We start from the raw sequence: 20,487 nt of genomic DNA on the forward strand, positions 1-20,487 counted from the left end.
ACTGCTGTGAGAAAATGTATTGAAATTGAAACCCCCGGGACGCTGGTCATAGAGCATTCCGGGGGTTGTGTTTTTATATAGGAATTTTGAACAATTATGGTTAGGCTGATTGGAGCGGAAGATGCGCGACTCCTGCGGGAGCAGCGGAAATCAGCCCAAACCAAACTAATTTAAACAGAGGAAGCAACTTTTATAGCTGCTATCTGGACAGTCCCTTTTCTTTTCTTCAGCTTTGCTGACTCATATAAATCTCTTCAAAAGGCTGTACCACAATAAAACCATCTCCATCAAACTTCATTTGAATAGATTCCCCGCTTCCTCTGCCAAGAAAGGTTTTTAACGAGACATCCGTTACGAATTCAGGCTGAAGCCCGCCGGACCACGCAACAGTTGCATTCGGATCGGTATAGACCGGTTTTCCCCGTTCTGCAAAGAGAGTAAGAGGTTCATAATGAGATGTGATAGCAACGAGCCCCTTCCCGCTTAAATGAATATTAAAAAGCCCGCCTGAAAGCATACCTGCGACCTTTCGCATTAGCTTAATATCCCATTCGATTGCAGGATCAAATGCCAGAAGATCATTGCCATTAACGGTAATCGATTCATTATTTAATGAAAGAATGGTAATCTTTTTCCCTTGATCGGCTAAATACAGCTGACCGGATCCATTTGCTTTCATCAGGGAAGAACCTTCGCCAGTAAAAGCTTTTTTTAAAAATTTCCCCATGCCGTGCTCCAGAATGCCTTCTCTTTCAAATTTGATCTGTCCCTTATAAGCGATCATCGCCCCCGCTTTTGACCATACAAGCCCGTCAAGATTCACTTCCAGCATCCTCGGCGTCTCCAACTCAAAGAAACCCTGCTTTCTCTCCGATTGCTTCGTGGCGGAAATAAATTCATTGATAGAATAACGGTCTTCCATTACTTCATCTCCTTTTCATTTTTAAACATGAAAAGAGTCAAAAAAGAAAGGGCTTGCTTTAATTCTAAGCTTAGCGATCCGGCCATCTCCCGTTTAACCCCATCTTTATATACGGATTGCTGATCAAGAAGTTTCCATTTATTTTCTTCGGCAAGCCTTGCAAATTCCCATGGCATCATTGTATTGCAAATAGCAGGCTCCCCATTCAGCCTTGGATAGCTGTTGCTTCGGGGTCCTGCTGTCGGTCCCAAAACAGCAATACAGGCAGCCCCGCCAGGTTTAAGAACCCGGACCAGCTCCAGCAATGCTTGTTTAGGTTCCTGCACCCACTCTAAACAGTTAATAACGAGCAGCGCGTCCGCTTGGTCATTTTCAAACGGCAATTTCATCACGTCTCCACGCTCAAACTCGAGACCGTTAAGTATAGCCTCCCTTTTTGCAATGGCGATCATTTCTTCCGAAAAGTCAATTCCCTTCACTTTATAGCCAAGCTGTGCAAGCTTCAGCGAACCATATCCATCTCCGCAGCCAATATCGAGAATCAGACCTGCCTGGCCAACGTGTTTTGCAAAGAAAGGAATAATCTCCTTCCTGCTTCCGTTCTCCCACATATCCCTGCTTCTTGAATGCCAATTACCGGAATTGGAGTTCCAAAGATTTTCTGCTTCCATGCTCCAGTTAAAATCCCTTGCTTTTGCCAAATGGAAATCCCTCCTCTCTCCTATCATTTCTCCAGCCCTTATCCTTTTCCCTTTGGACCATAAGAAAAAGCAGCATTCACTGCTGCTTTTTTTCCGGTTCCTCGTTAATAACCAAGGGTGCTGCTTCGACATTATACATTCCATGAGTACGGACTTTAGAATCATTTTTTAAAGCATCCTCAATATCATTGTTCGCTATATAGGATTTCCTATTATTATCTTTGTCCAATTAGATCTCTTCCTTTCCGCAGCTTTGTTATTAGTATAAACGAACGGCAGCAATTCATTCCAAAGGCAGGATCATGTATTTACAAAATAAAGAAGGGTTCTTGAAGTAAATACAAGAACTTTCAGAAAGTTTTGTATAAATGTCTTTCCCCTTCTTGACGGCATTCCATTTTTTTTGTATATTAAAAACATCATTAGGCTATGTGTGAAAATTAAGCTTATAAATGGATGCTTCATGCGTTTGGCATAATGGTGAATACTTTTTATAGCGCTCTCATAGCGCTACAGAAATTAGGAGGATTATGTAATATGCAAAATGGCAAAGTAAAATGGTTTAACAACGAAAAAGGTTTCGGATTCATTGAAGTTGAAGGCGGAGAAGATGTATTCGTTCACTTCACTGCTATTCAAGGCGAAGGTTTCAAATCATTAGAGGAAGGTCAGGAAGTTTCTTTCGAAATCGTTGAAGGAAATCGTGGACCTCAAGCTGCAAACGTTACAAAACTGTAATCCAATACGGTTCATGAACCACCAATAGATTTTAAGAGACCGGACTTAATCCGGTCTCTTTTTATTTCATCAAATATTCGATTGCTTTCACATTTTGTTTAATTTTCCTCTCAACACGTGTTATTTCTAAATGATTGAAAACATTGTGGTTGTTAGCAATATAAACCAGCTTGTCCAGATCCTGATATATTTCGGCGAATGCCTGCCTGATATGCTCTTCAAGGTGTTTATTTTTCACTCTCCCTCTAAGCTCCCTTCTAGTTCGGTTCAGGTACGTTCCTTCTTTTTACAAAAACTCGTTCTTATGAACTATTTTTATCCGTTATAACGAATATAACAGGATTCTTTTACTTTTGCACTCATTATGTCCAGATTTTGAATATTTTTTTATTCTATGCCCCATCCTATGGGTTGGAGGTGCTTATTAAATGGATAATTTCAGCAAAGAAGAACCGGTTAGCGGATTAAATGACCTTGCCCAGCTTGAGCTTGCCGTTGAGGCTTCACAAAAAATGACTGGCTCAAGCACTATGAGCATGGATCCTGAAGCATTGAGCCAGGCACAGAAATCAATTGAGGATGCGAAATCCCATCTTGAACAGGTCAAACTCACTGGAGTGGACCAGGGTTTCCTTGAAAATCAAAAAAAGCTGCTGGATCAGTGCCAGCATCAGTTAAACGAAGCTAGGAAATAGCTATTGGATGACTGATATCCGCTTCTGAATGCTCGCTTTCCACGGTGCAGACGCCGAGACTCCTTATTGTACCGCCGCTTCCGCTGGTGTCTCACAGCTTTCATTCCAAACAGCTAAAACAGGCTTTGGATCAAAAAAAAACGAAATATATAGAAAAAAGGTCTGACAGTATTATGTGTCAGACCTTTTTTCATCATGAAAGCTTTTCACCAAGCTCCTTCAGCTTTAAACCAACAGTACATTGACTGATGCAAAACGAATGGGCATAAGTTTTACCATATTCCTTGCGAAAATGCTGCTTCAGCAGGCAATCCACGCAATACGTATCCAAAAGCTCCCCTATTTCATCCAATTTTTGTTTTCTATTCATTCTAGCCCACTCCAATTAATCCAATTTAATCTGGCTGGTTACATCCATACCTTGAATCGCCTGTTTGGACAGCTGGTCAGCTTCCTTGTTCTCTTTTCTTGGAACGGATTCATAGTCACCCGTCACCTTCAGCTTAGACAATACTTCCTCAATTCGATTAATCCATACTTGATGCTGTTCCTCATAGCACGGCCATTCTCCTGAAAGCTGATTTACGACCACCAGTGAATCGCCCTTGAATCGCACATTCTGTCCGGTAACCCCAAGCTCCTCAAGATAATTGGCTCCGAGAAGCATTGCCGCAAATTCTGCCTCATTGTTCGAGGACAGTTCATCAAGATTCCGGTTAATTCGAACCCTGTAGTTTTCTTTGCCGATTTTATAATAAATCGCAGCTCCAGCACCGCTTTTTCCTGTTTCTTTATCAAAACTTCCATCAAAATAAACGATGACAGAAGAAGGTTCCTCTTCAAGCTCTTCCATTAATTTAAGCATTTCCTTCTTTGTCCAGGTTACTCCCCGGGTATCCTCAAACTCAATGGTTTTTGTTCTTCCCGTCCGTTCCAAATCGTCAGAAAGCAAAAGCGCTAAATTGGCCTCCAATTCATCTGATTGAAACAATGCGGTTTGTTTTTTAGGGGATTGATACGTCCAATTAATCCTGACTCTCATCCTGCGCCTCCTGCATGCAGCCTAAAATCTTATGACTTATATTATATTCTTATGCTACACTATTAAAGTGTTTTGCATGCCGCATTTTTACATTTTAACATGCTTTGCATAAGAAATGTATGCTGAAGTATTCCTTTAAAGAAAGGATGACCCCCATGATTGAAGTGTATATTGATGGAGCCAGTGCCGGCGATCCAGGCCCTTCCGGTGCTGGAATTGTTATCAAAGGAAATGGCGCTGCTGAGACCTTCTCCTACCCGCTCGGTACGATGTCCAATCATGAAGCAGAATTCCACGCCTTGATCCTTGGATTGAAGCTATGCGTGGAAAAGCAGTACAAAACCGTCTCATTCCGGACCGACTCCCAGCTGGTCGAACGAGCCGCCGAGAATCGATATGCTAAAAACAAGCTGTTTGCCCCATTATTAGCAGAAGCAGAGAGCCTGATTGATCAGCTCGATTTATTTTTTATCAAATGGATCCCTTCTAAAGTCAATCCTGCAGACCAAATAGCAAAGGAAGGCATCCGAAAAAATGAAAAATAGCCAGCGTTAGCTGACTGAATACATATCCTCTTTATCCTGTTTTATAAAAAGCAGGCTTTTCTGCTTTATACGAGCAGCCGCAGCGAACGCACCTTTTCCAATGCCATCGCTTTCGTCATTACTTCTCCCTCTACAAAGATCTCAAGAAGCGACATAAAAAAAGATCCTTCAAACGACTTCTGAATTTTAAGCGTCAGCTCTATAGCGGAAATAACCTGGCTATCAACCGCACCGGTATAGCTTTTTCCAAAATAGATAAACCGGATGGTCTCATCCCCAAATTTAAAGCCTTTCGCATATAAACGATCGAGATACTCTGCTAGATCGCAAGTCATACCCTGACATCCCGCCCTTACAAAGCAAATAGTAACCTTCTCAAATTTTACGCCAATTTTCTCCAAAATTCCAGATAAAAATTGTGAACATTTGTTTGGGGTCCAGGTTTCTTTTTTTATACCCTGAATTGCGGCGATTTTATAATTTCTTTGTGATGCCTGGCAAACAGCCTTCTCCCTGCAATGCCTGACATTCTTGCCTGGCAAACAGCCTCTTCCCCTGCAATGCCTGGCATTCTTGCCTGGCAATCAGCCTCTTCCCCTGCAATGCCTGGCATTCTTGCCTGGCAAACAGCCTCTTCCCCTGCAATGCCTGGCATTCTTGCCTGGCAAAAAGCCTTTCTCCCTGCAATCCTTGGCATTTTTGCCTGGCAATCAGACTTTCTCCATGCAATGCCTGGCATTCTTCCCAGGCAATCTGACTTTCCCCCTGGATTGCCATAAATTCTTATTCTAAATGGGATTTTCAGCTCTCGTATAACAAATTAAAGCCTGCCTTAGTCTCCCAAGGCAGGCTTTTAATAACTTTGTATTACACAGCTTTCAATTCTGCGGCTCGTTTGATGAGACTGTCTACGCCTCTAATCTCAGCGTGCAGGAGCCATTGCTGGGCAATGGCGAGATCGATGTTCAGAACTGCTTCTTCGATTGCGAGCTCCAGCGGTACTTCGCAATGAATTTCAGCGAGACTCCTGGATAGATGGAGCATCTCTAAATCTTCTTCAATCTTTTTCCTTTGCGATGGTGTCAGCAAGTGAAGGCTTTCGAGAATTCCTTCAATTGAAGTGTGCTCCTGGATGAGCTTGTAAGCCGTCTTTTCACCGATTCCTCTCACACCTGGGTAATTGTCACTTGAATCTCCCATCAGTCCTTTAACATCGATTAGTTTGGACGGGTGAATGCCCTTTTCTTCCTGAAACAGCTCGGAGCTGTAAATTAAATATTGTCCCATGCCTTTTTGAAGCAGGACCACCTCCACGTTATCATCAAGAAGCTGCAGGAGATCGCGGTCTCCAGTAAGAATTGTGATATTCATGGATGATTTAAATTGGCACGCAATTGTTCCGATGCAGTCATCCGCCTCGTAACCGGGGACCCCAATGTTCGGAATTCCAAGTGATGCAGCGGCTTCTTTCGCCATTTCAAATTGCGGAAGCAGTTCAATGGGCGCTTCGCTGCGGTTTGCTTTATAGTTTTGGAAGGATTCTGTTCTGAAGGTTTTGCTGCCCATATCCCAGCAGCATATGACTTGCTCAGGTTTGAACGCATCGATGCTCATCAGGAGATGCTTTAAAAAGCCGCTGACGGCATTTGTAGGTGTACCTTTGCTGTTTATCATGAAATTGCCATGTACAGATGTGGCAAAAAATGCACGGAATAATAAAGCCATTCCATCTACAAGTAATAGGTCTGTTTTTCGTTCCATCGTATTCTCTCCTTTATTTACATAACATTATCCTACCATATCCAAGCTATGGTGCGAAACGGTAAGTGAAGGAATCATTCAGGATCGGATCATGGAAATGAAAAGACTGAACCCGTCAGGATTCAGTCTCTTTTTTGGAGCTATCAAGTTTTGCAGCCTCTGCTTCTGCATACGAAGCAAATTCGTGTTCAAAACCGTTTTTCTTTTTTGCGTTGTTATTAGCCATTGCGTTCGAATTAGCTGGTTTCGTTTTGCCCATTGCTAAACCGCCTTTCATGGGGGATCAAGCTTTATCATGTGCAAAACGGAGATGAAACTTACCCTTTATTCTTCCTTTCCACAAACTCCCTTACCATCTCCGATGTTACAGATTGGCGGAGTGGAAGGTTCACTTTCTTTGCCATTGTGTTCATTTTGCTGGTTACTTCATTAATCTCAGATACAGAAAAAGGTTCTTTGTTTTCGCATTTGGTGATTACTTCTTCTATTTTTTGTTCTCTTGCTGCATCTAATAGGATAAATGTCCGCACTTCCTCATGCTGTCCGTGTGAGTGCCTGCTTATTGCTCTATGAACTTCTTCCATCGTCTGATTCTCCTCTTTTTTCCATTATCTTAATAACTTCTATCTTAGGGTCCCAGCAGTTAAATGTGTAGTCAGGTCTCGTTTGAAACCCGAGCCTTTTACAGAAATACTTCATTCCTTTGCCATTAGCTGCTTTCTCCGCATGAAAATGTTTACAGGCAGCACAGCAGTGATACCTGCTCATAAAGCCTCATAAAGCTCTGTGCATTCTTTATATGCCGTCTTCAGAATGTCAGCCGATCTGTTATCCTGATAGAGCTCCAGGAGCCCGCTGAAATAATTTTCTGCATCCATTCGCAGTTTTTTCGTGAGCACGCCGGCCATTTCCGTGAGACGTGACCGATAAAATTCAGCAAATTCCTGTTCCCGCTCAGATAAGCGGGACGATATTTCTTTTTGCATCGCCTCCCATACCGCCCCGCTCATTTTTGTGCGCTCATTTTTTTCGAAGAACGCCTTTGTATTCGAAAACATGCTGAGCTCACGCTGGTAAGCAGAGGCGGAGTGAGTCAGAACCGCTGAAACGGCGGGGGTATCGATCGGCTGAAACTCGGGCGCGGTGAGTCCTTCCAGCTTCATAATGGCGAAAAGGCCCTCGGAGAGCTTTTCTGCCATATTGATCAGCTGCTGTTTTAGCGTATTTTCGCATCTCAGCGTAATCGCCTGAAGTTCTTGTACAAGTCTGTAATCAGCCGCTTGAATCAGCTCATCCATCTGCACATGCAGAATCGTTTTCGCACTTCCATCCTGGTTGAAAACGCCGGGGTGGAAGTGCTCCCGGAACATTTCCGGAAATTGAAGGCCCATTCGCTGAATTAAATAGTAAAATTGCTCCGTTATTTCCTGATTGACTCTCTTGATAAAGTTCTCGCAGCTTTCTGTATTCAGATAGTGCACGGCTTCTGATAGTTCCTGCTTTCTCTGATTAAGCGCCGCTTCTTTTTCCTCTTCGCTTTTGTCCGTTTCTTCTATATAAGAGGATAGCTGGCGCAGCAGTCCGTTCATCTCGCCCTTCAAAGAAGAAACAGCCGTTTGAACAAGGTCTTTTTCGATAAAAGCAGCTAAATCTTTCTTAAAAAGAGGATAGTCTGATTGCACGTCCATCGGTATCCCTGCTAATTCATGCAAGCTGGAAATCCCGTACATTCTTGGACTGCGGACCCCTTCTTCTAAAAATTGCGATTCAATATAGTCTTTTACCAGGTCAACCTCCTGATTGCTTTTAGCCAAGTCAATCGCATTAATAAGAAAAAACATTTTATCGAGCGAAAAGGAATCTTTCACCCTTCCAAGCTGCTGGATAAATTCTCTGTCTCCTTTAGAAAACGGGTGATTGTAATAGGTCACATACAGCAGCGCATCCGATTGCTTGATAAATTGAAAAGCCACATTCGTATGACGTTTGTTTAAGGAATCAGCTCCTGGTGTATCCACGAGAGTAATTCCTCTCCTAGTCAGCGGGCAGTCATAGTAAATGACCGCTTCCTCTGTTAAAATAGCCAGGTTTTCCTCGGACACATACGGAGCAAAATGATCCAAATCGGTCCAATGAACAGCTTCTTCTCCCCATTCATTCCATTTGAGGCCTTCACTGTACATCGTTAAAACGGTCTTTTGGGAATCATTGAGCCCGCTGTCAGACAGAGCCCGGGCGATCGCGTCCAGCAGTTCCGAATACTGATTGCCTTCAAAAGGGATCTCCGGATAAATTTCTTTAATTTCAGTCACAAGCTTCTGAACGGATTTCCTTTTTACCGCGACGCTTCCATGAACATGCTCATTTGTAACCGGAACAATTCTGTTTATGGCCGCTGTTGTTGGATTGGGTGAGGATGGCAGTACTTTTCCTCCAAGCAAAGCATTTGCTGCTGAAGATTTGCCTGCACTGAATGCTCCAAACAAGGCGATGGTAAAGGTCCGGTCTTTGAGGCGGCTGGATTTCTCTCTGATTAGACGCTGCCTTCCCTCAAACCCTTTTATGCGGCCGGCAAGATCAGCCATGGCTTCAGCATGCTCAATCACACGTTCGGTATTTACCGAAGCGGATTCAGGAAGCCGTTCTTTAACGGAACGATTGTCAATCTGTTCCTGCTCTTTTCTTTTTCCGTTAACAGGTGCCTGGCTGATTGATGTTCGGCTTTTCTTCCGCAGCTGCCATTCCTTCTCATCCGCTTCTGCAGGAACCTCATGCCGTAGGATTTTGAGAAGATACTCTCTTTGCTCGATAATCTTAATGATTTTTAATAGCTTTTCGTCTGTTTCATTCATTTCGTCCTGAAGATGTTTATGCAATTGCAATTGTTCATTGTCAAAAGAATTGCGCAGAGCTTTATCCATAATGCTGTCCAAAATCGTTTGAGCTTGTTTCCTTGAAGCATTTTTCACATTTTCGGCTATCGCTTTTGTATAGTTCATCACATATTCAGGCGTGGCATCAGCCCCATTTTGAAGCGAGCCATTCGCGATATTCATCAGACCTTCCGCAGCATAAGAGGAAATTTCTCCGTCTGCATCGCTGTCCTGCAATTCTAAAGCTCTGACCGTTTTCGATAAAATATCTTTCACATGCCAGTCAATTTGCGAGGATACAAGCTCGTTTAAAACGGCTGAAAAATCTTCGGTTCTTTTTGAGATTTCTTCCCCGGTCTTTTTCTTTGCAAAAAACAGGCCTGCTTTAAAGCCTGGTTTCATTGCTTCCACGTAAAGCTTCGCCTGCTCCCTCATTTCAAAAGGAGTGATATTGGCATTTGCCAGAATTTTCGCTATTTCTGCCTTAGCATTCGTCCACACATTCGTTATTCTTTGCTTTTTCATCTCAGACTGATTTTGTATCGCCTGAAGCTCTTCAGAAAGCCGCTTCCACTGGTCCTCAGCTGCCGTTTTCTCCTCGGTCCTAACGCCTTCCTGATTTTCAAGAAAGCGGATATGGGCTTGAATAACCAGCTTTCCTTGAGCGGATTCACTCCGTTTATCCCTGTCGCTAAGCTGCTCTTCTACTGTTTTCTTTACTTGATCAAGCTCATTATCGGGATGATTAAGGTCTTTCATCGTCGTGTAGAAAATCCTGCTGCTCATTAGCCCGATTTCTTGAAAGCTTTCTTCAATGCGGGCCTTAAATTGCGAAAAAGGAAGCTCTTCTTCCCGGTGCTTATCAATCTGATTCACAATAAGAGCGGCTTCCTGCCCGTCCTCAATAAGTCTTTTTAAAAATTCAATCGTACCTTCGGACTGAACATGGTTGTAGTCTGTGACATAAAAAATAAAATCAGCCGCATGGAGAGCGGAAACCGTTGATTCCATATGGGATGCATCATTTGAATCTACACCTGGTGTATCAATTAGCGCAACCGCTTCAGGCAGCAGTTGAGAGGGCTTCCAAATATGTATTTTGGCAATTTCGTCTCCCTCTTTGGCATACTGCTGCAGTTCTTCGAGTTCCATATCAGGATTTGCTTCCACCTGTTCGCCTGCATGAGTATCAAGCATAATTCTTTTTTTACCCCGCCTGATATAAACAAGATTCGCACTGGTCGGGATCGGACTCGCCGGCAAAATCTCCTCTTCAAGGAGTGTATTAAGCAGTGTTGATTTACCAGCAGAAAAATGCCCTGTAAAGGCTATTTGTTTTTCTCTGCTGATTGATTTTTCGATCAGGTCATCGAGCTTTGAAGCCGATGTGAAATCATTTGAGCGGCTCATTTCCGTCTGAATGGCAATGAGAGGGTTTATTGCAGAATCCTGTTGAGATACAGCCATGAAAAATACCCCTTTTGAACGTTCTTTTTCTTCTATTTTACTGAAAAATTTACGGATCGGCATCTATTTTTCTTAAAAAGCTTCCGTAACACAAAAAACCGCCGTGAAGGCAGTCCGCTGTCCGTTATTAGCCGGCATCTATTTTTTTCACGATCTTTTTGGCTAAAACAGTGTAAAGAATAATGGTTGCAGCAATCGTTATATAGAGCATATGAATTACCTCCGCCACCCAAATGAGAACTATTGTTATCTGGTCCTAACGATACCATGAATGATAAACGTTTTCAATTGTTATTCAGGTTCAGATTTGCTTTGAAGGCGAAAGGCTGATTGGTAATTCGTATGGGCTTTTAAAGCTCTTTCCTCCGCAGGGATGCGGACTGAGAGCATCATCACATTTAAGATGGTAAACAGGATGGCTGTCCCATAGGCCTGAAAAAGAAGCGGAAAAAAGAGGATTTCAGCTGTTACCGCTAAATAATTCGGATGCCTGAAATATTGATAAGGGCCAGAGATCACCACCTGTTCCTCTGGCATTAAAATAATTTTAGTGTTCCACCTGGTACCAAGGGAAGCAATCGCCCAGTAGCGGATTGCCTGAGAAAAAAAGATGACCGGAATGAAAAATATCCATAACGGTGAAATCGTTCTGTGGAGGAGAACGATTTCACAAATAAGCGAAAGCAAAAAGGCAGCATGCATGAAAACCATGTAAGGGTAATGTTCCTGACCGTATTCGATCCCTCCCTGGCTTTTAAGCTTCTTTTCATTTGATCTTGCAATAATAAGTTCAGATATACGCTGCAGAACAATAACAAACAGCATGATGAGAACAGTCACGACGTTTCCTCCCAGCTGATCAGCAGCAGCTCTGCACAGAAACCAGGACCTAAAGCTCCTGATAAGGAGAGCGGCGGGTTTTTTTGATACGTCTCTTTCATCGCTTTTTCAATTACGTAAAAAACAGTAGCAGAAGACATATTTCCGTGCATTTTCAGGATGTCCCTGCTATGGGAAATCGCGTCTTCATTAAGATTCAATGTCTTTAAATACGCATCAAGTACCTTTTTTCCTCCAGGGTGAGCCAAAAACATCCCGATTTGCTCCGGTTCAATTAGCTGTTCCTGTAAAAACGTCCGGACATTTGGTCCAAGCCAGCCTTGTATAATTGACGGTATATCACGTGAAAAAATGACGTGAAGCCCATCGTTTTGGATATCCCAGCCCATGACCTCCTCCGAGTTTCTCATAAACACTGAACGGGATGCTTCCAATTTAGGAATAAAGCGAAGTTTCGAGTTGTTGACTGCATGTGATCTGTTTCCCGCAATAAGCATGCACGCAATTCCGTCTGCAAAAAGGGAGGTGCCGATTAGATTGCTTTTCGTCAAATCTCCTCTCTGAAAAGTCAGACTGCACAATTCCACAGCCAAAACGAGGACAGCAGCCTCAGGATAGGCTGTGCAGTAATCAAGGGCCCGGGATAAGGCGGATGCGCCCCCCGCACAGCCTAGGCCCCATATAGGAATTCTCTTGACATTTTCTTTAAAAGGAAGTTTATTCATGATTCTTGCATCGATGCTCGGAGTGGAAAGACCAGTTGTTGAGATGAAAAAGATGGCGTCTATCTCCGAATAGTCTACAGGCTCATTTAGAAATTCTCTGCTGGTTAGAGCATTTTCAATTGCATGAACACCGTGCTCTACGGAGTGCTTAATGTAGCGGCTGTTTTTATCGTCAAAAGCGTGATCTCTTGTGTACCAGTCTAAAGGCTCCACAAATTGACGTGATTCGATTTCTCCATTTTGAAAAGCCTTTAAAAGCCTTGGAAGATCCTTAAAAGAACCTTCAAACATTTTTTCGGCAAATTGCGCCCCGGTTTCCTGATCTACATGATAGGGCGGTATGGATGTACCGCATGAAAGTATGTATCCCATAGTTTGCACAACCTTTTATGTCATCTCTTTGTTGAACACTGGTTTATTTTTTCAATATATTTCAGCTGCCCGTTCTCCGGGCGCATTCTCCTTTATGAAAAAAACAGCTGCATGTTCAAACAAGTCTTAGTTAATTAAGGATACTATTTCCAATACCTGTCATATTCATTCAAAAAAAAAAGAATCAGGTTTAACCCGATTCTATTGATAAAGCATCAAAAAAAATAAGCCATATGGATTTCATCATCATATTTTCCATTTAAGTAGACCTGATCTTTTTGAACGCCTTCAATAACAAAGCCAGTTTTTTCATATAGCCTCGCTGCCACCTCATTGCTCTTAAACACTGTAAGACATAGCTTGTGAAGCTGATGAGCTTGACACCATTCCAACGTGTAGTTCATAGCTTCCTTTCCGATTCCTAATCCTTGGACTGAGCTTGTAAGCCAGGTACGGAATAGACCGATATGTCTCTTCATTTTTAATTCCCCTCTGAGGACTCTTGCAATCCCGATGACTTCGCCCTCTAATTCAACTGCAGCATACATATGATCTTTTTCCTTAATTTCCTTAATAAAGTCCTCTTCCTCCTCGAGCGTCCTAACCTGTTCCTTTTGTATGTAAACACCAGACCGGACAACGCTCTCCGCTGCTTTGATAATTTGGGCCGCATCCTCAAGGAGAACTGGACGGATGGTTACGATCCGGCCGTCCTTTGCTGTAAATTGCTTTGTTATTTCTTCCTTTAGCATCGTTCGTCAGCTCCTTACCCATTTTTATATTTACCATAGAGTAAGTGATTTATTATACATTGTTCGACAAATACTTTCAAAAACCATATTCTAACGAGCGCATTGTGTGGTATGATGGATTCGAATATATAAGCCGGAGGAACTATTTTTATGACAGAATATACTTACGACCTCATTATTACTAGTACGTTTGAATCAATAAAAACAATGATCCCCGGCACTTTCCATTATGAACTGGAAAACAGCCGTCCCTTGATGGCCGCTGTTCAGGTCGGCATTATCGGTGAAGTAAAGGGGAGCCTCCTGATTGAGGGTAATGAAGATGTTTTCAAAGATTTTGGACTAAAACTCTACGGTATGGCACTGGAAGGTGAAATGCTCTCCTCTTTTATTGGAGAATTTGCAAATATGGTAGCCGGACAAATGGCCACTCATCTTTCTTCACAAGGGATGAACCTGGATATTACTCCGCCTAAACTGCTTGCTGACACGTTAGGGTTCGCCCCATATACCCATAAACAGGAAGGCCCTCTGAAAGTATCTTTTTCTGAGAGCAGCCTTTGAAAATGATTGCATACAAAAAAGATCCCGCTTAAAACAGCCGGGATCTTTTTTTAGAAAAAGCTTTTTAATTATTCAATGCACTTGCTTCAAATTTCCGTTCCTTGCTTTTCCTGGGGCGGACATTAAGAAGCAGGTTCAGCAGAATTGCAGCAGTACTTCCTGCTACAATTCCGTTGCTTGTTACTATCTTAAGAGCTTCTGGAAGCTTTAAGAACATATCCGGAACGGCTGTTACCCCCATGCCGATGCCAACAGAGCAGGCGATGATCAGTAAGTTTTCCTGAGAAGAAAAGTCCACTCTTGACAGCATTTTAATCCCGTATGCTATGACCATTCCAAACATAGCGACCATTGCTCCGCCCAATACCGGAGAGGGAATAATCGTCGTGAAGGCTGCGATTTTAGGAACAAGTCCCAACAATGCAAGCATAATGCCAGCCACTATAATGACTTTTCTTTTTTTCACGCCTGAAAGCTGAATCAGTCCTACATTTTGCGAATAAGCCGTATAAGGAAAGGCATTGAATAAGCCCCCAAGGAGGTAAGCAATTCCTTCAGCACGGTACCCTTTTGCCAGATCCTTCTCCCCGATTTCCTTTTCGCAAATATCCGCTACTGCGATATAAACGCCTGTCGATTCAATCATACTTACAATTGCGACCAGAATCATTGTGACAATGGGTGCCCATTCAAAAGATGGTGCGCCAAAGTAAAACGGCTGCAATCCTGAAATCCATGACGCTTCATTTACAGCTTGGAAATTGACCATTCCCATAAATGAACTCGCAACTGTACCCGCTGCAAGTCCAATTAAGATGGAGATGGAACGAATGAATCCTTTTGTAAACCGGAACAGCAAAATGATCAGCAGCAGAACTCCAAAAGCCAGAGCAAGATTTGATACAGCGCCAAAATTCTTGCTGCCTTCTCCTCCTGCCATATTTCCCATCGCCACTGGAATCAGGGTAATTCCGATAATCGTAACAACAGAGCCCGTAACAACAGGCGGAAAAAATTGGGCAATCTTGCTAAAAGCACCCGCGAAGAGCAGTACAAACAATCCCGATGCCAATATGGCGCCATAAACCGCAGAAATTCCGTAATCCGTTCCGATGGCAATCATCGGACCTACAGCTGTAAATGTGCAGCCGAGAACGATCGGAAGGCCAATTCCAAAAAAGCGGTTAGTAAGAACCTGAAGGAGTGTTGCCACGCCGCACATGAAAATATCGATTGAAACAAGATATGTCAATTGCTGGCCGCTTAAGCCGAGTGAGCTTCCTACAATCAAAGGTACGATCATTGCCCCAGCGTACATCGCCAATACATGCTGTATCGCCAAGGATGCAGTTTTTCCTGCCGTTAATCTCATACCGTCACTTCCTCAGTAAATGATACTTCCCTATTGGCGAGGGAAGAGATTCTTGCAAGAGATTCCACTTTCACTCCAAGATCTCTCAGCTCTGAACCGCCATCCTGGAACGCCTTTTCTATCACAATTCCAATTCCGGCGAGCTTTGCACCGGATTGCTTCGTAATTTCCATTAAACCCTTTGCTGCCTGTCCGTTGGCAAGAAAATCATCAATGATCAGGACACAATCACTATTTTTCAGATGGCTTCCTGACACCGCAATCGGGTTCTCCTCTTGTTTCGTAAAGGAGTAGACGTTTGCCGTCAGCAGATTCTCAGTTAAGGTAAGTGATTTTCTTTTTCTTGCAAAAACAACCGGTACTCCCAAAAATAAACCGGTCATAACGGAAGGCGCGATCCCTGAGGATTCCAGCGTCAGGATTTTCGTAATCTCTTCATTTTTAAACCGGTACGCAAATTCCCTTCCAATCTCCTGCATCAATACAGGATCTATTTGATGATTCAAAAAGGAATCTACTTTCAGCACCTGGTCATTCAAAACGGTGCCCTCATCTTTAATTTTTTGTTTTAATAACTGCATGTGTGTAACCCCTCTCTATTCATTTGAGGCGATGTATACAAAAAAAAGACATCGCCTACTATGAAGTAAGCAATGTCTATAGAAACCTGAACAGCATTCAGGTTGATCCGCACGTTTGCTTACTCATAGTCGGATTATTTACGGCAATCCGGTAGAAACTTGCAGGCCATATCCCTGCGATTATATGAGTGCAATTGAATTACTATGGATTATAGCATTAATTGTCGAATCTGAAAAGATTTACGAACAAAAAAGATAGCACTGTTTAAATTGTTCGTTTTTTCTAAAAGCTCTTTCATATAAAATTGCTTTTTTTACCGGTTCTTAGAAAAAATCCTCTTCAGGCTGATGAGACGAAACAGCCTTTCCAGATGAACAGAGCTGTCCTGAAAGCACCTGAACCGCCTTAACCTTAAAATCTGGATGATTAGTGGATGGACCGTTCCGTAACCTGCAAGACATTTGGATAGGCTTCCAGTATCTTAATTTGATGTTCTGCAGTACTTACCTTGCCCATGTAAAAATCCCCCGTTCATTTCGTTAATGGATTATAAACGGGACCTTAATATCTGAACATACAAAAACCCCGAATAACGGGGCTTTTTTCAACGTATCCTTTAAACGGGGTATAGTTCAGCGAGCATTCAGGTGGTCTTGTTTTTTAAAAAGAATACCTTGAACAATTATAAGTTTGGCTGATTGGAGCGGATGTGCGAGACTCCAGCGGGAGCAGCGGGACAGGTGAGACCCCGCAGACGCAGAGCGCGGAGGAGGCTCACCGCCCGCCCCGCGGAAAGGGAGCATCCTGGAGCGGAAATAAGCCAGCACCAGTCCAATTTCAAACAGCGTAAGAGCAGCTTTGAAAACTGAATTTCTGTACAGCCTCGCCGCTTAAAGTGAATACAGTTTTGTGTATTTTTCCTCCAAAAAGTTAATCAAATAAGAAGGATTGAGCTCTTCGCCTGTAACTTCCATTAGAAGCTGCAGAGGTTTTTTCGTCTTTCCATGTTGATGGATGCGGTCAGTTAACCATGCAAGAATGCCGCCAAGCTCTCCTCTTTCAATTTGTTCTTCAAGATCCGGCAAGTCTTTTAGCATAGACTCGCGGATTTGCGCCGCATACAGAAGGCCAAGTGCATAGGAAGGGAAATAGCCGAAGCTTCCTCCTGCCCAGTGGACGTCCTGCAGCACTCCTTTTGCATCATTAGGGGGAGTTACCCCTAAATATTCTTCATACTTTTCATTCCAAACGCGCGGCAGATCAGCTACTGCCAGATTTCCGTTAAACAGTTCTTTTTCAATTTCATAGCGGATCATAATATGAAGCGGATACGTCAGCTCATCAGCTTCAATTCGGATCAAAGATGGCTTTGCTTCATTGATGGCAAAATAAAAGTCTTCCAGAGAAACGCTGTTCAGCTGCTCAGGAGAGAATCCTCTTAGCGTCTCATAATGCCTTTTCCAAAAACCAAAGCTCCGTCCCACGAAGTTTTCATAAAACAGCGACTGTGATTCATGGATGCCGTAGGAAGTTCCGCTGCACAGAAGGGTGCCTTCCAGATCAGCTGAAATGTTTTGTTCATACAGGGCATGGCCGCACTCATGAATCGTACCGAAAATAGCGGTACGGAAGTCATTCTCATCATATTTCGTTGTAACCCTTACATCACTCCGGTTCAGGGAAATCTGGAATGGATGAACCGTTTCATCCAAACGGCCAGCTGAAAAATCATAACCCAGTTCTTTCAGGAAAAACTCACTAGCTTTTCTCTGGCCTTCTATAGGAAAGGCTTGATAAATAAAAGATGTATCCGGCTGTTTATCTGAAGCAGCAATTCTTTTAACAAGAGGAACAATTCGTTCTCTTAAACTGGTAAAGACACGATCCAAAACGTCTGTCGACATGCCTGGTTCATAGAAATCGAGTAATGTATTATAAGGAGTTCCTTCATACCCCCAATACGTTAAAAATTTCTTGTTCGTTACAATTAACTTTTCCAAGTATGGTGCAAACAAAGAAAAATCTGACGTTTCCTTCGCTGTCTCCCAAACAGATTCTGCCTTGGTCTGAAGCATCACATACTCGGCGTATTCTTCTTCAGGAATCTTTTCGTACTTCTTAAATTCCTTCATCGCTTCTTCAACAGCTGCCGAGGTTTTCACTGACAGTTCCTCTTGAATGCTAAGCTGATCAAGCAATTCCTTCATTTCACCGGATGTTTTTAAGCGGAAAACTTCAGAGGAAAGGACCCCTATGGTTTTCGAACGCTGGTCCACTGCTTTTTTTGGCGCTCCGGTACGCAGGTCCCAAAACATTACATTCAATGCCTCGTTGTAGCTTTCTATTTTTTGCAGCAGCTCGTAAAAACGATTCTCTACTTGATTCTCGCTCATTCTATGTATCCCCCTTCTAGTGTTGCTGGAAAATTCCCACTATTAGATTAATCGAAAAAAGAAAAGAATGTCAATCTATTCTTCAGGCTGCAGGACTGGGAAAGGCTAATGTAAGCCAAAAATAAAAAAACCCAAGTCCACTCATGAAGCGAGCTTACTTGGGTTATGCGTCACTATTAGCCAATCGTCTTAGGTTTGACGGGCAGGACTTCATGTATTGCTTTAAGTGTATCAGCTGATTGTCCTTCGTCTATAAATATGGCAGCTGAGCCTGAATCAGATCCTGACCGAATAAGCCGGCCCAGACCTTGGCGGAGCCTAAGGATCATATATGGCAAGTCCACTTGTTTAAATGCGTCTTCTGTGTGGTTCCTCTTTGAATCAAATACCGGATCAGCTGGAGGGAATGGCAGTGACCAGATGATCAGGTTTGAAAGTGATTTGCCTGGTACATCAAGACCTTCCCACAGGTTTACCGTGCATAGCACAGAGCTTGCATCTCTTTGAAACTTTGAAACCGTCTCACTTATTTCGTTATCACCTTCGTAATAAATGGGAAAGCTGAATTGTTCCGGGTCTAAACGATCCCTGAACCAGTTCATTTCTTTTACAGATGGGAACAGAATCAATGATTTCCCTTCATTCTTTATCAGCGAAATCCTGACCTTTTCCAGCTTCGCTTCAGCAGTTTCTCCATCATAGATGGAAAGCTCCATTTGTTCTTCATAGTCAAATGGGGAGTCTACCGTAAAGGAAAGGTAGTCGGATATTCCGAGACTGCTTGCCATATAGTCAAATGATTTTCCGCTTGAAAGGGTTGCGGAGGAGAAAATGACCGGCTTGTCACTGCTGAATACTTTCTCTTTCAGGACTTCTTCAACTGTTCTCGGCATGATTACGAGACAAAGATCACCGCCTTGGCTTTCGGTCCATGAAACGGCGTGATTTCCTCTGTTGAATAGCTGAAAGGAATATTCCATCTGTTCAAGGGTTTCTTCCGCTATCTTCAGCTCGAATGGGTCAATTGTATACAGTTCGCCTTCGAACACGAGTGCTTCGCCGATTTGCTCGAGTGCAGACTGCAGCTGTATACTTCTTTGCTTTAATTTAGCGCTGTCTTTAATTTCGAAGCGTTCCGAATCCAATACCTTTATAGAGGAATCCTCAAGCAAGCTGAAGAATTCATCATTAATCATGAGGGCTTCTTCCACAAGGTTCGCAAATTCTTCTCTGATTTCATTTTGCAGGAGTCGTTCAAGGCTTGCCTCAAGCGTACTTTTTCTTACCCTGTATGTCAGAGCTTTTTGCGCTGCAAACTCCAGCAGATGACCTTCATCGAATACGACACTGCTGTGCTCAGGAAGAAACGGCAAATGCCCTTCCCGTTTTCTGGATTCAGCCGTCCACACATGTTCCATATAAAAATCATGGGAGCAGATAATCAAATCTGCTGCTTTCCGGTAATGGTCCCTTGAAAGCGTCAGACCACAGCGCTGGCGCAGCTCGCAAGTCTGGCAGTCCTGGAAGGGATCCCAGGAAATACGTTTCCATTCATCATCCGACACACCCGGATACTGCTTCCGGTCGCCGTATGGAGTATAACGCTGCAAACCGCTTGGCTGATGGACAAAGTCCGGCAATTCTTCGTGTATTTGATCGAATTTCTCGTTATCTTCTCTTTTTACCGTGTCTTCCAGTTTTTTCGCGCACAAATATTGATCCTGCGATTTGCTTAATCTGGCGTCTACAGTCAAATCCAAATGCTTGGCGATCTTGCGGATGTCGCCTTCTTCTTTAACAAGCTGCTCGATCAGCGTTTCATCTGCACAAGCAATGACGGCAGGCTTGCCGGTATATCTTGCATAAGCAATCGTGAATAGCAGGTAGACTAATGTTTTCCCTGTTCCGACGCCCGCTTCGGCAAAAATCGTCTTCTTTTCTTTGAACGCTCTTTCCAGCTGAAAGGCCATGAAGATCTGTTCGTCCCGTAAATCGAAGCCCTTTTCTGGCAATATGTCATAAAAAACGTCACCTATCCAATTGGATAATCCTTCATAGAACGTTTCATCTTTAGATATAGGAAATGGCAATCGAGCAGTTGTCATGTATATACACCGTTCCTCTTTGTGAATTCAGAATTCTA

General features: G+C 43.1%; 23 protein-coding genes and 1 riboswitch. Of the genes, 4 read left to right on the top strand and 19 right to left on the bottom strand.

From position 1 onward, the window contains the following. Positions 1–226: 226 nt before the first annotated feature. The 3 genes from J9317_RS11195 to J9317_RS11205 all read right to left on the bottom strand — a co-directional run bounded on the left by J9317_RS11195 (position 227) and on the right by J9317_RS11205 (position 1,852). Positions 227–922, bottom strand: coding sequence for an AIM24 family protein (locus tag J9317_RS11195; protein ID WP_211558622.1), 696 nt, complete (start codon positions 920–922; stop codon positions 227–229). Then, a complete protein-coding gene (locus J9317_RS11200; RefSeq protein WP_249292457.1) occupies positions 922–1,593 on the bottom strand; it encodes a class I SAM-dependent methyltransferase in 672 nt (223 codons plus the stop codon). Before J9317_RS11200 ends, J9317_RS11195 begins: the two co-directional genes overlap by 1 nt. A 106-nt stretch (positions 1,594–1,699) precedes the next feature. Continuing rightward, a complete protein-coding gene (locus tag J9317_RS11205) occupies positions 1,700–1,852 on the bottom strand; it encodes a hypothetical protein (protein ID WP_211558626.1) in 153 nt (50 codons plus the stop codon). Positions 1,853–2,160: 308 nt separating this feature from the next. Here J9317_RS11205 and cspD point away from each other — a divergent pair, with 308 nt between their 5' ends. Then, positions 2,161–2,361: a cold-shock protein CspD gene (gene cspD / locus J9317_RS11210; RefSeq protein WP_211558628.1), complete on the top strand. Its 201-nt coding sequence runs from the start codon at positions 2,161–2,163 to the stop codon at positions 2,359–2,361. Between the two features lie 61 nt (positions 2,362–2,422). Here cspD and J9317_RS11215 read toward each other — a convergent pair whose 3' ends face one another. Further along, entirely contained in the window at positions 2,423–2,599 is a 177-nt protein-coding gene (locus tag J9317_RS11215; protein WP_211558630.1) for a hypothetical protein, read from the bottom strand. 190 nt (positions 2,600–2,789) lie between these two features. Here J9317_RS11215 and J9317_RS11220 point away from each other — a divergent pair, with 190 nt between their 5' ends. Continuing rightward, on the top strand, positions 2,790–3,056 hold the full coding sequence (locus tag J9317_RS11220; protein WP_211558632.1) for a DUF2564 family protein: 267 nt from the start codon (positions 2,790–2,792) through the stop codon (positions 3,054–3,056). Positions 3,057–3,249: 193 nt separating this feature from the next. Here the strand turns inward: J9317_RS11220 and J9317_RS11225 are convergent, their stop codons facing one another. Beyond that, positions 3,250–3,426: a zinc-finger domain-containing protein gene (locus tag J9317_RS11225; RefSeq protein ID WP_211558634.1), complete on the bottom strand. Its 177-nt coding sequence runs from the start codon at positions 3,424–3,426 to the stop codon at positions 3,250–3,252. A 15-nt stretch (positions 3,427–3,441) separates the two neighbouring features. Beyond that, entirely contained in the window at positions 3,442–4,098 is a 657-nt protein-coding gene (locus J9317_RS11230) for a reverse transcriptase-like protein (RefSeq protein WP_211558636.1), read from the bottom strand. 155 nt (positions 4,099–4,253) lie between these two features. On the opposite strand from J9317_RS11230, the gene J9317_RS11235 reads away from it, so the two are divergent. Then, on the top strand, positions 4,254–4,643 hold the full coding sequence (locus J9317_RS11235) for a reverse transcriptase-like protein (RefSeq protein WP_211558638.1): 390 nt from the start codon (positions 4,254–4,256) through the stop codon (positions 4,641–4,643). 65 nt (positions 4,644–4,708) lie between these two features. On the opposite strand, the gene J9317_RS11240 is transcribed toward J9317_RS11235, so the two are convergent. The 9 genes from J9317_RS11240 to J9317_RS11280 form a co-directional block, all read right to left on the bottom strand. After that, positions 4,709–4,978: a DUF6123 family protein gene (locus J9317_RS11240; RefSeq protein ID WP_035413563.1), complete on the bottom strand. Its 270-nt coding sequence runs from the start codon at positions 4,976–4,978 to the stop codon at positions 4,709–4,711. A gap of 116 nt (positions 4,979–5,094) precedes the next feature. After that, positions 5,095–5,382, bottom strand: a complete 288-nt coding sequence (locus J9317_RS11245) for a hypothetical protein (RefSeq protein WP_211558640.1) — start codon at positions 5,380–5,382, stop codon at positions 5,095–5,097. Positions 5,383–5,510: 128 nt separating this feature from the next. Further along, positions 5,511–6,404 carry a 5'-3' exonuclease gene (locus J9317_RS11250; RefSeq protein WP_211558642.1) on the bottom strand — a complete coding sequence of 298 codons (894 nt, stop codon included), beginning with the start codon at positions 6,402–6,404 and terminating at the stop codon, positions 5,511–5,513. 115 nt (positions 6,405–6,519) lie between these two features. Next, entirely contained in the window at positions 6,520–6,663 is a 144-nt protein-coding gene (locus J9317_RS11255; protein ID WP_211558644.1) for a hypothetical protein, read from the bottom strand. 58 nt (positions 6,664–6,721) lie between these two features. Next, the gene (locus J9317_RS11260; RefSeq protein ID WP_211558646.1) at positions 6,722–6,988 is read right to left on the bottom strand and encodes a DUF2533 family protein; all 267 of its coding nucleotides are present in this window, start codon (positions 6,986–6,988) and stop codon (positions 6,722–6,724) included. Positions 6,989–7,168: 180 nt separating this feature from the next. After that, positions 7,169–10,744 (bottom strand): dynamin family protein, encoded by a 3,576-nt coding sequence (locus tag J9317_RS11265; RefSeq protein ID WP_211558648.1) that lies wholly within the window; start codon positions 10,742–10,744, stop codon positions 7,169–7,171. 291 nt (positions 10,745–11,035) lie between these two features. After that, positions 11,036–11,569: an isoprenylcysteine carboxyl methyltransferase family protein gene (locus J9317_RS11270; RefSeq protein ID WP_211562304.1), complete on the bottom strand. Its 534-nt coding sequence runs from the start codon at positions 11,567–11,569 to the stop codon at positions 11,036–11,038. Between the two features lie 11 nt (positions 11,570–11,580). Beyond that, the gene (locus J9317_RS11275) at positions 11,581–12,681 is read right to left on the bottom strand and encodes a type III polyketide synthase (RefSeq protein WP_211558650.1); all 1,101 of its coding nucleotides are present in this window, start codon (positions 12,679–12,681) and stop codon (positions 11,581–11,583) included. 215 nt (positions 12,682–12,896) lie between these two features. After that, a complete protein-coding gene (locus J9317_RS11280) occupies positions 12,897–13,433 on the bottom strand; it encodes a GNAT family N-acetyltransferase (RefSeq protein ID WP_211558652.1) in 537 nt (178 codons plus the stop codon). Between the two features lie 150 nt (positions 13,434–13,583). Here J9317_RS11280 and J9317_RS11285 point away from each other — a divergent pair, with 150 nt between their 5' ends. Beyond that, entirely contained in the window at positions 13,584–13,997 is a 414-nt protein-coding gene (locus J9317_RS11285) for a chemotaxis protein CheX (protein ID WP_211558654.1), read from the top strand. Between the two features lie 64 nt (positions 13,998–14,061). On the opposite strand, the gene J9317_RS11290 is transcribed toward J9317_RS11285, so the two are convergent. The 4 genes from J9317_RS11290 to J9317_RS11305 form a co-directional block, all read right to left on the bottom strand. Next, positions 14,062–15,369 carry a nucleobase:cation symporter-2 family protein gene (locus tag J9317_RS11290; RefSeq protein WP_211558656.1) on the bottom strand — a complete coding sequence of 436 codons (1,308 nt, stop codon included), beginning with the start codon at positions 15,367–15,369 and terminating at the stop codon, positions 14,062–14,064. Beyond that, the gene (locus J9317_RS11295) at positions 15,366–15,950 is read right to left on the bottom strand and encodes a xanthine phosphoribosyltransferase (protein ID WP_211558658.1); all 585 of its coding nucleotides are present in this window, start codon (positions 15,948–15,950) and stop codon (positions 15,366–15,368) included. Before J9317_RS11295 ends, J9317_RS11290 begins: the two co-directional genes overlap by 4 nt. 106 nt (positions 15,951–16,056) lie before the next feature. Continuing rightward, positions 16,057–16,158: riboswitch (purine riboswitch) on the bottom strand. 683 nt (positions 16,159–16,841) lie between these two features. After that, positions 16,842–18,344: a carboxypeptidase M32 gene (locus tag J9317_RS11300; protein ID WP_211558661.1), complete on the bottom strand. Its 1,503-nt coding sequence runs from the start codon at positions 18,342–18,344 to the stop codon at positions 16,842–16,844. 176 nt (positions 18,345–18,520) lie between these two features. Continuing rightward, positions 18,521–20,449, bottom strand: coding sequence for an ATP-dependent DNA helicase (locus J9317_RS11305; protein ID WP_211558663.1), 1,929 nt, complete (start codon positions 20,447–20,449; stop codon positions 18,521–18,523). Between the last annotated feature and the right edge of the window lie 38 nt (positions 20,450–20,487).

Source organism: Metabacillus flavus, assembly GCF_018283675.1.
GTDB classification, from domain to species: domain Bacteria; phylum Bacillota; class Bacilli; order Bacillales; family Bacillaceae; genus Metabacillus_B; species Metabacillus_B flavus.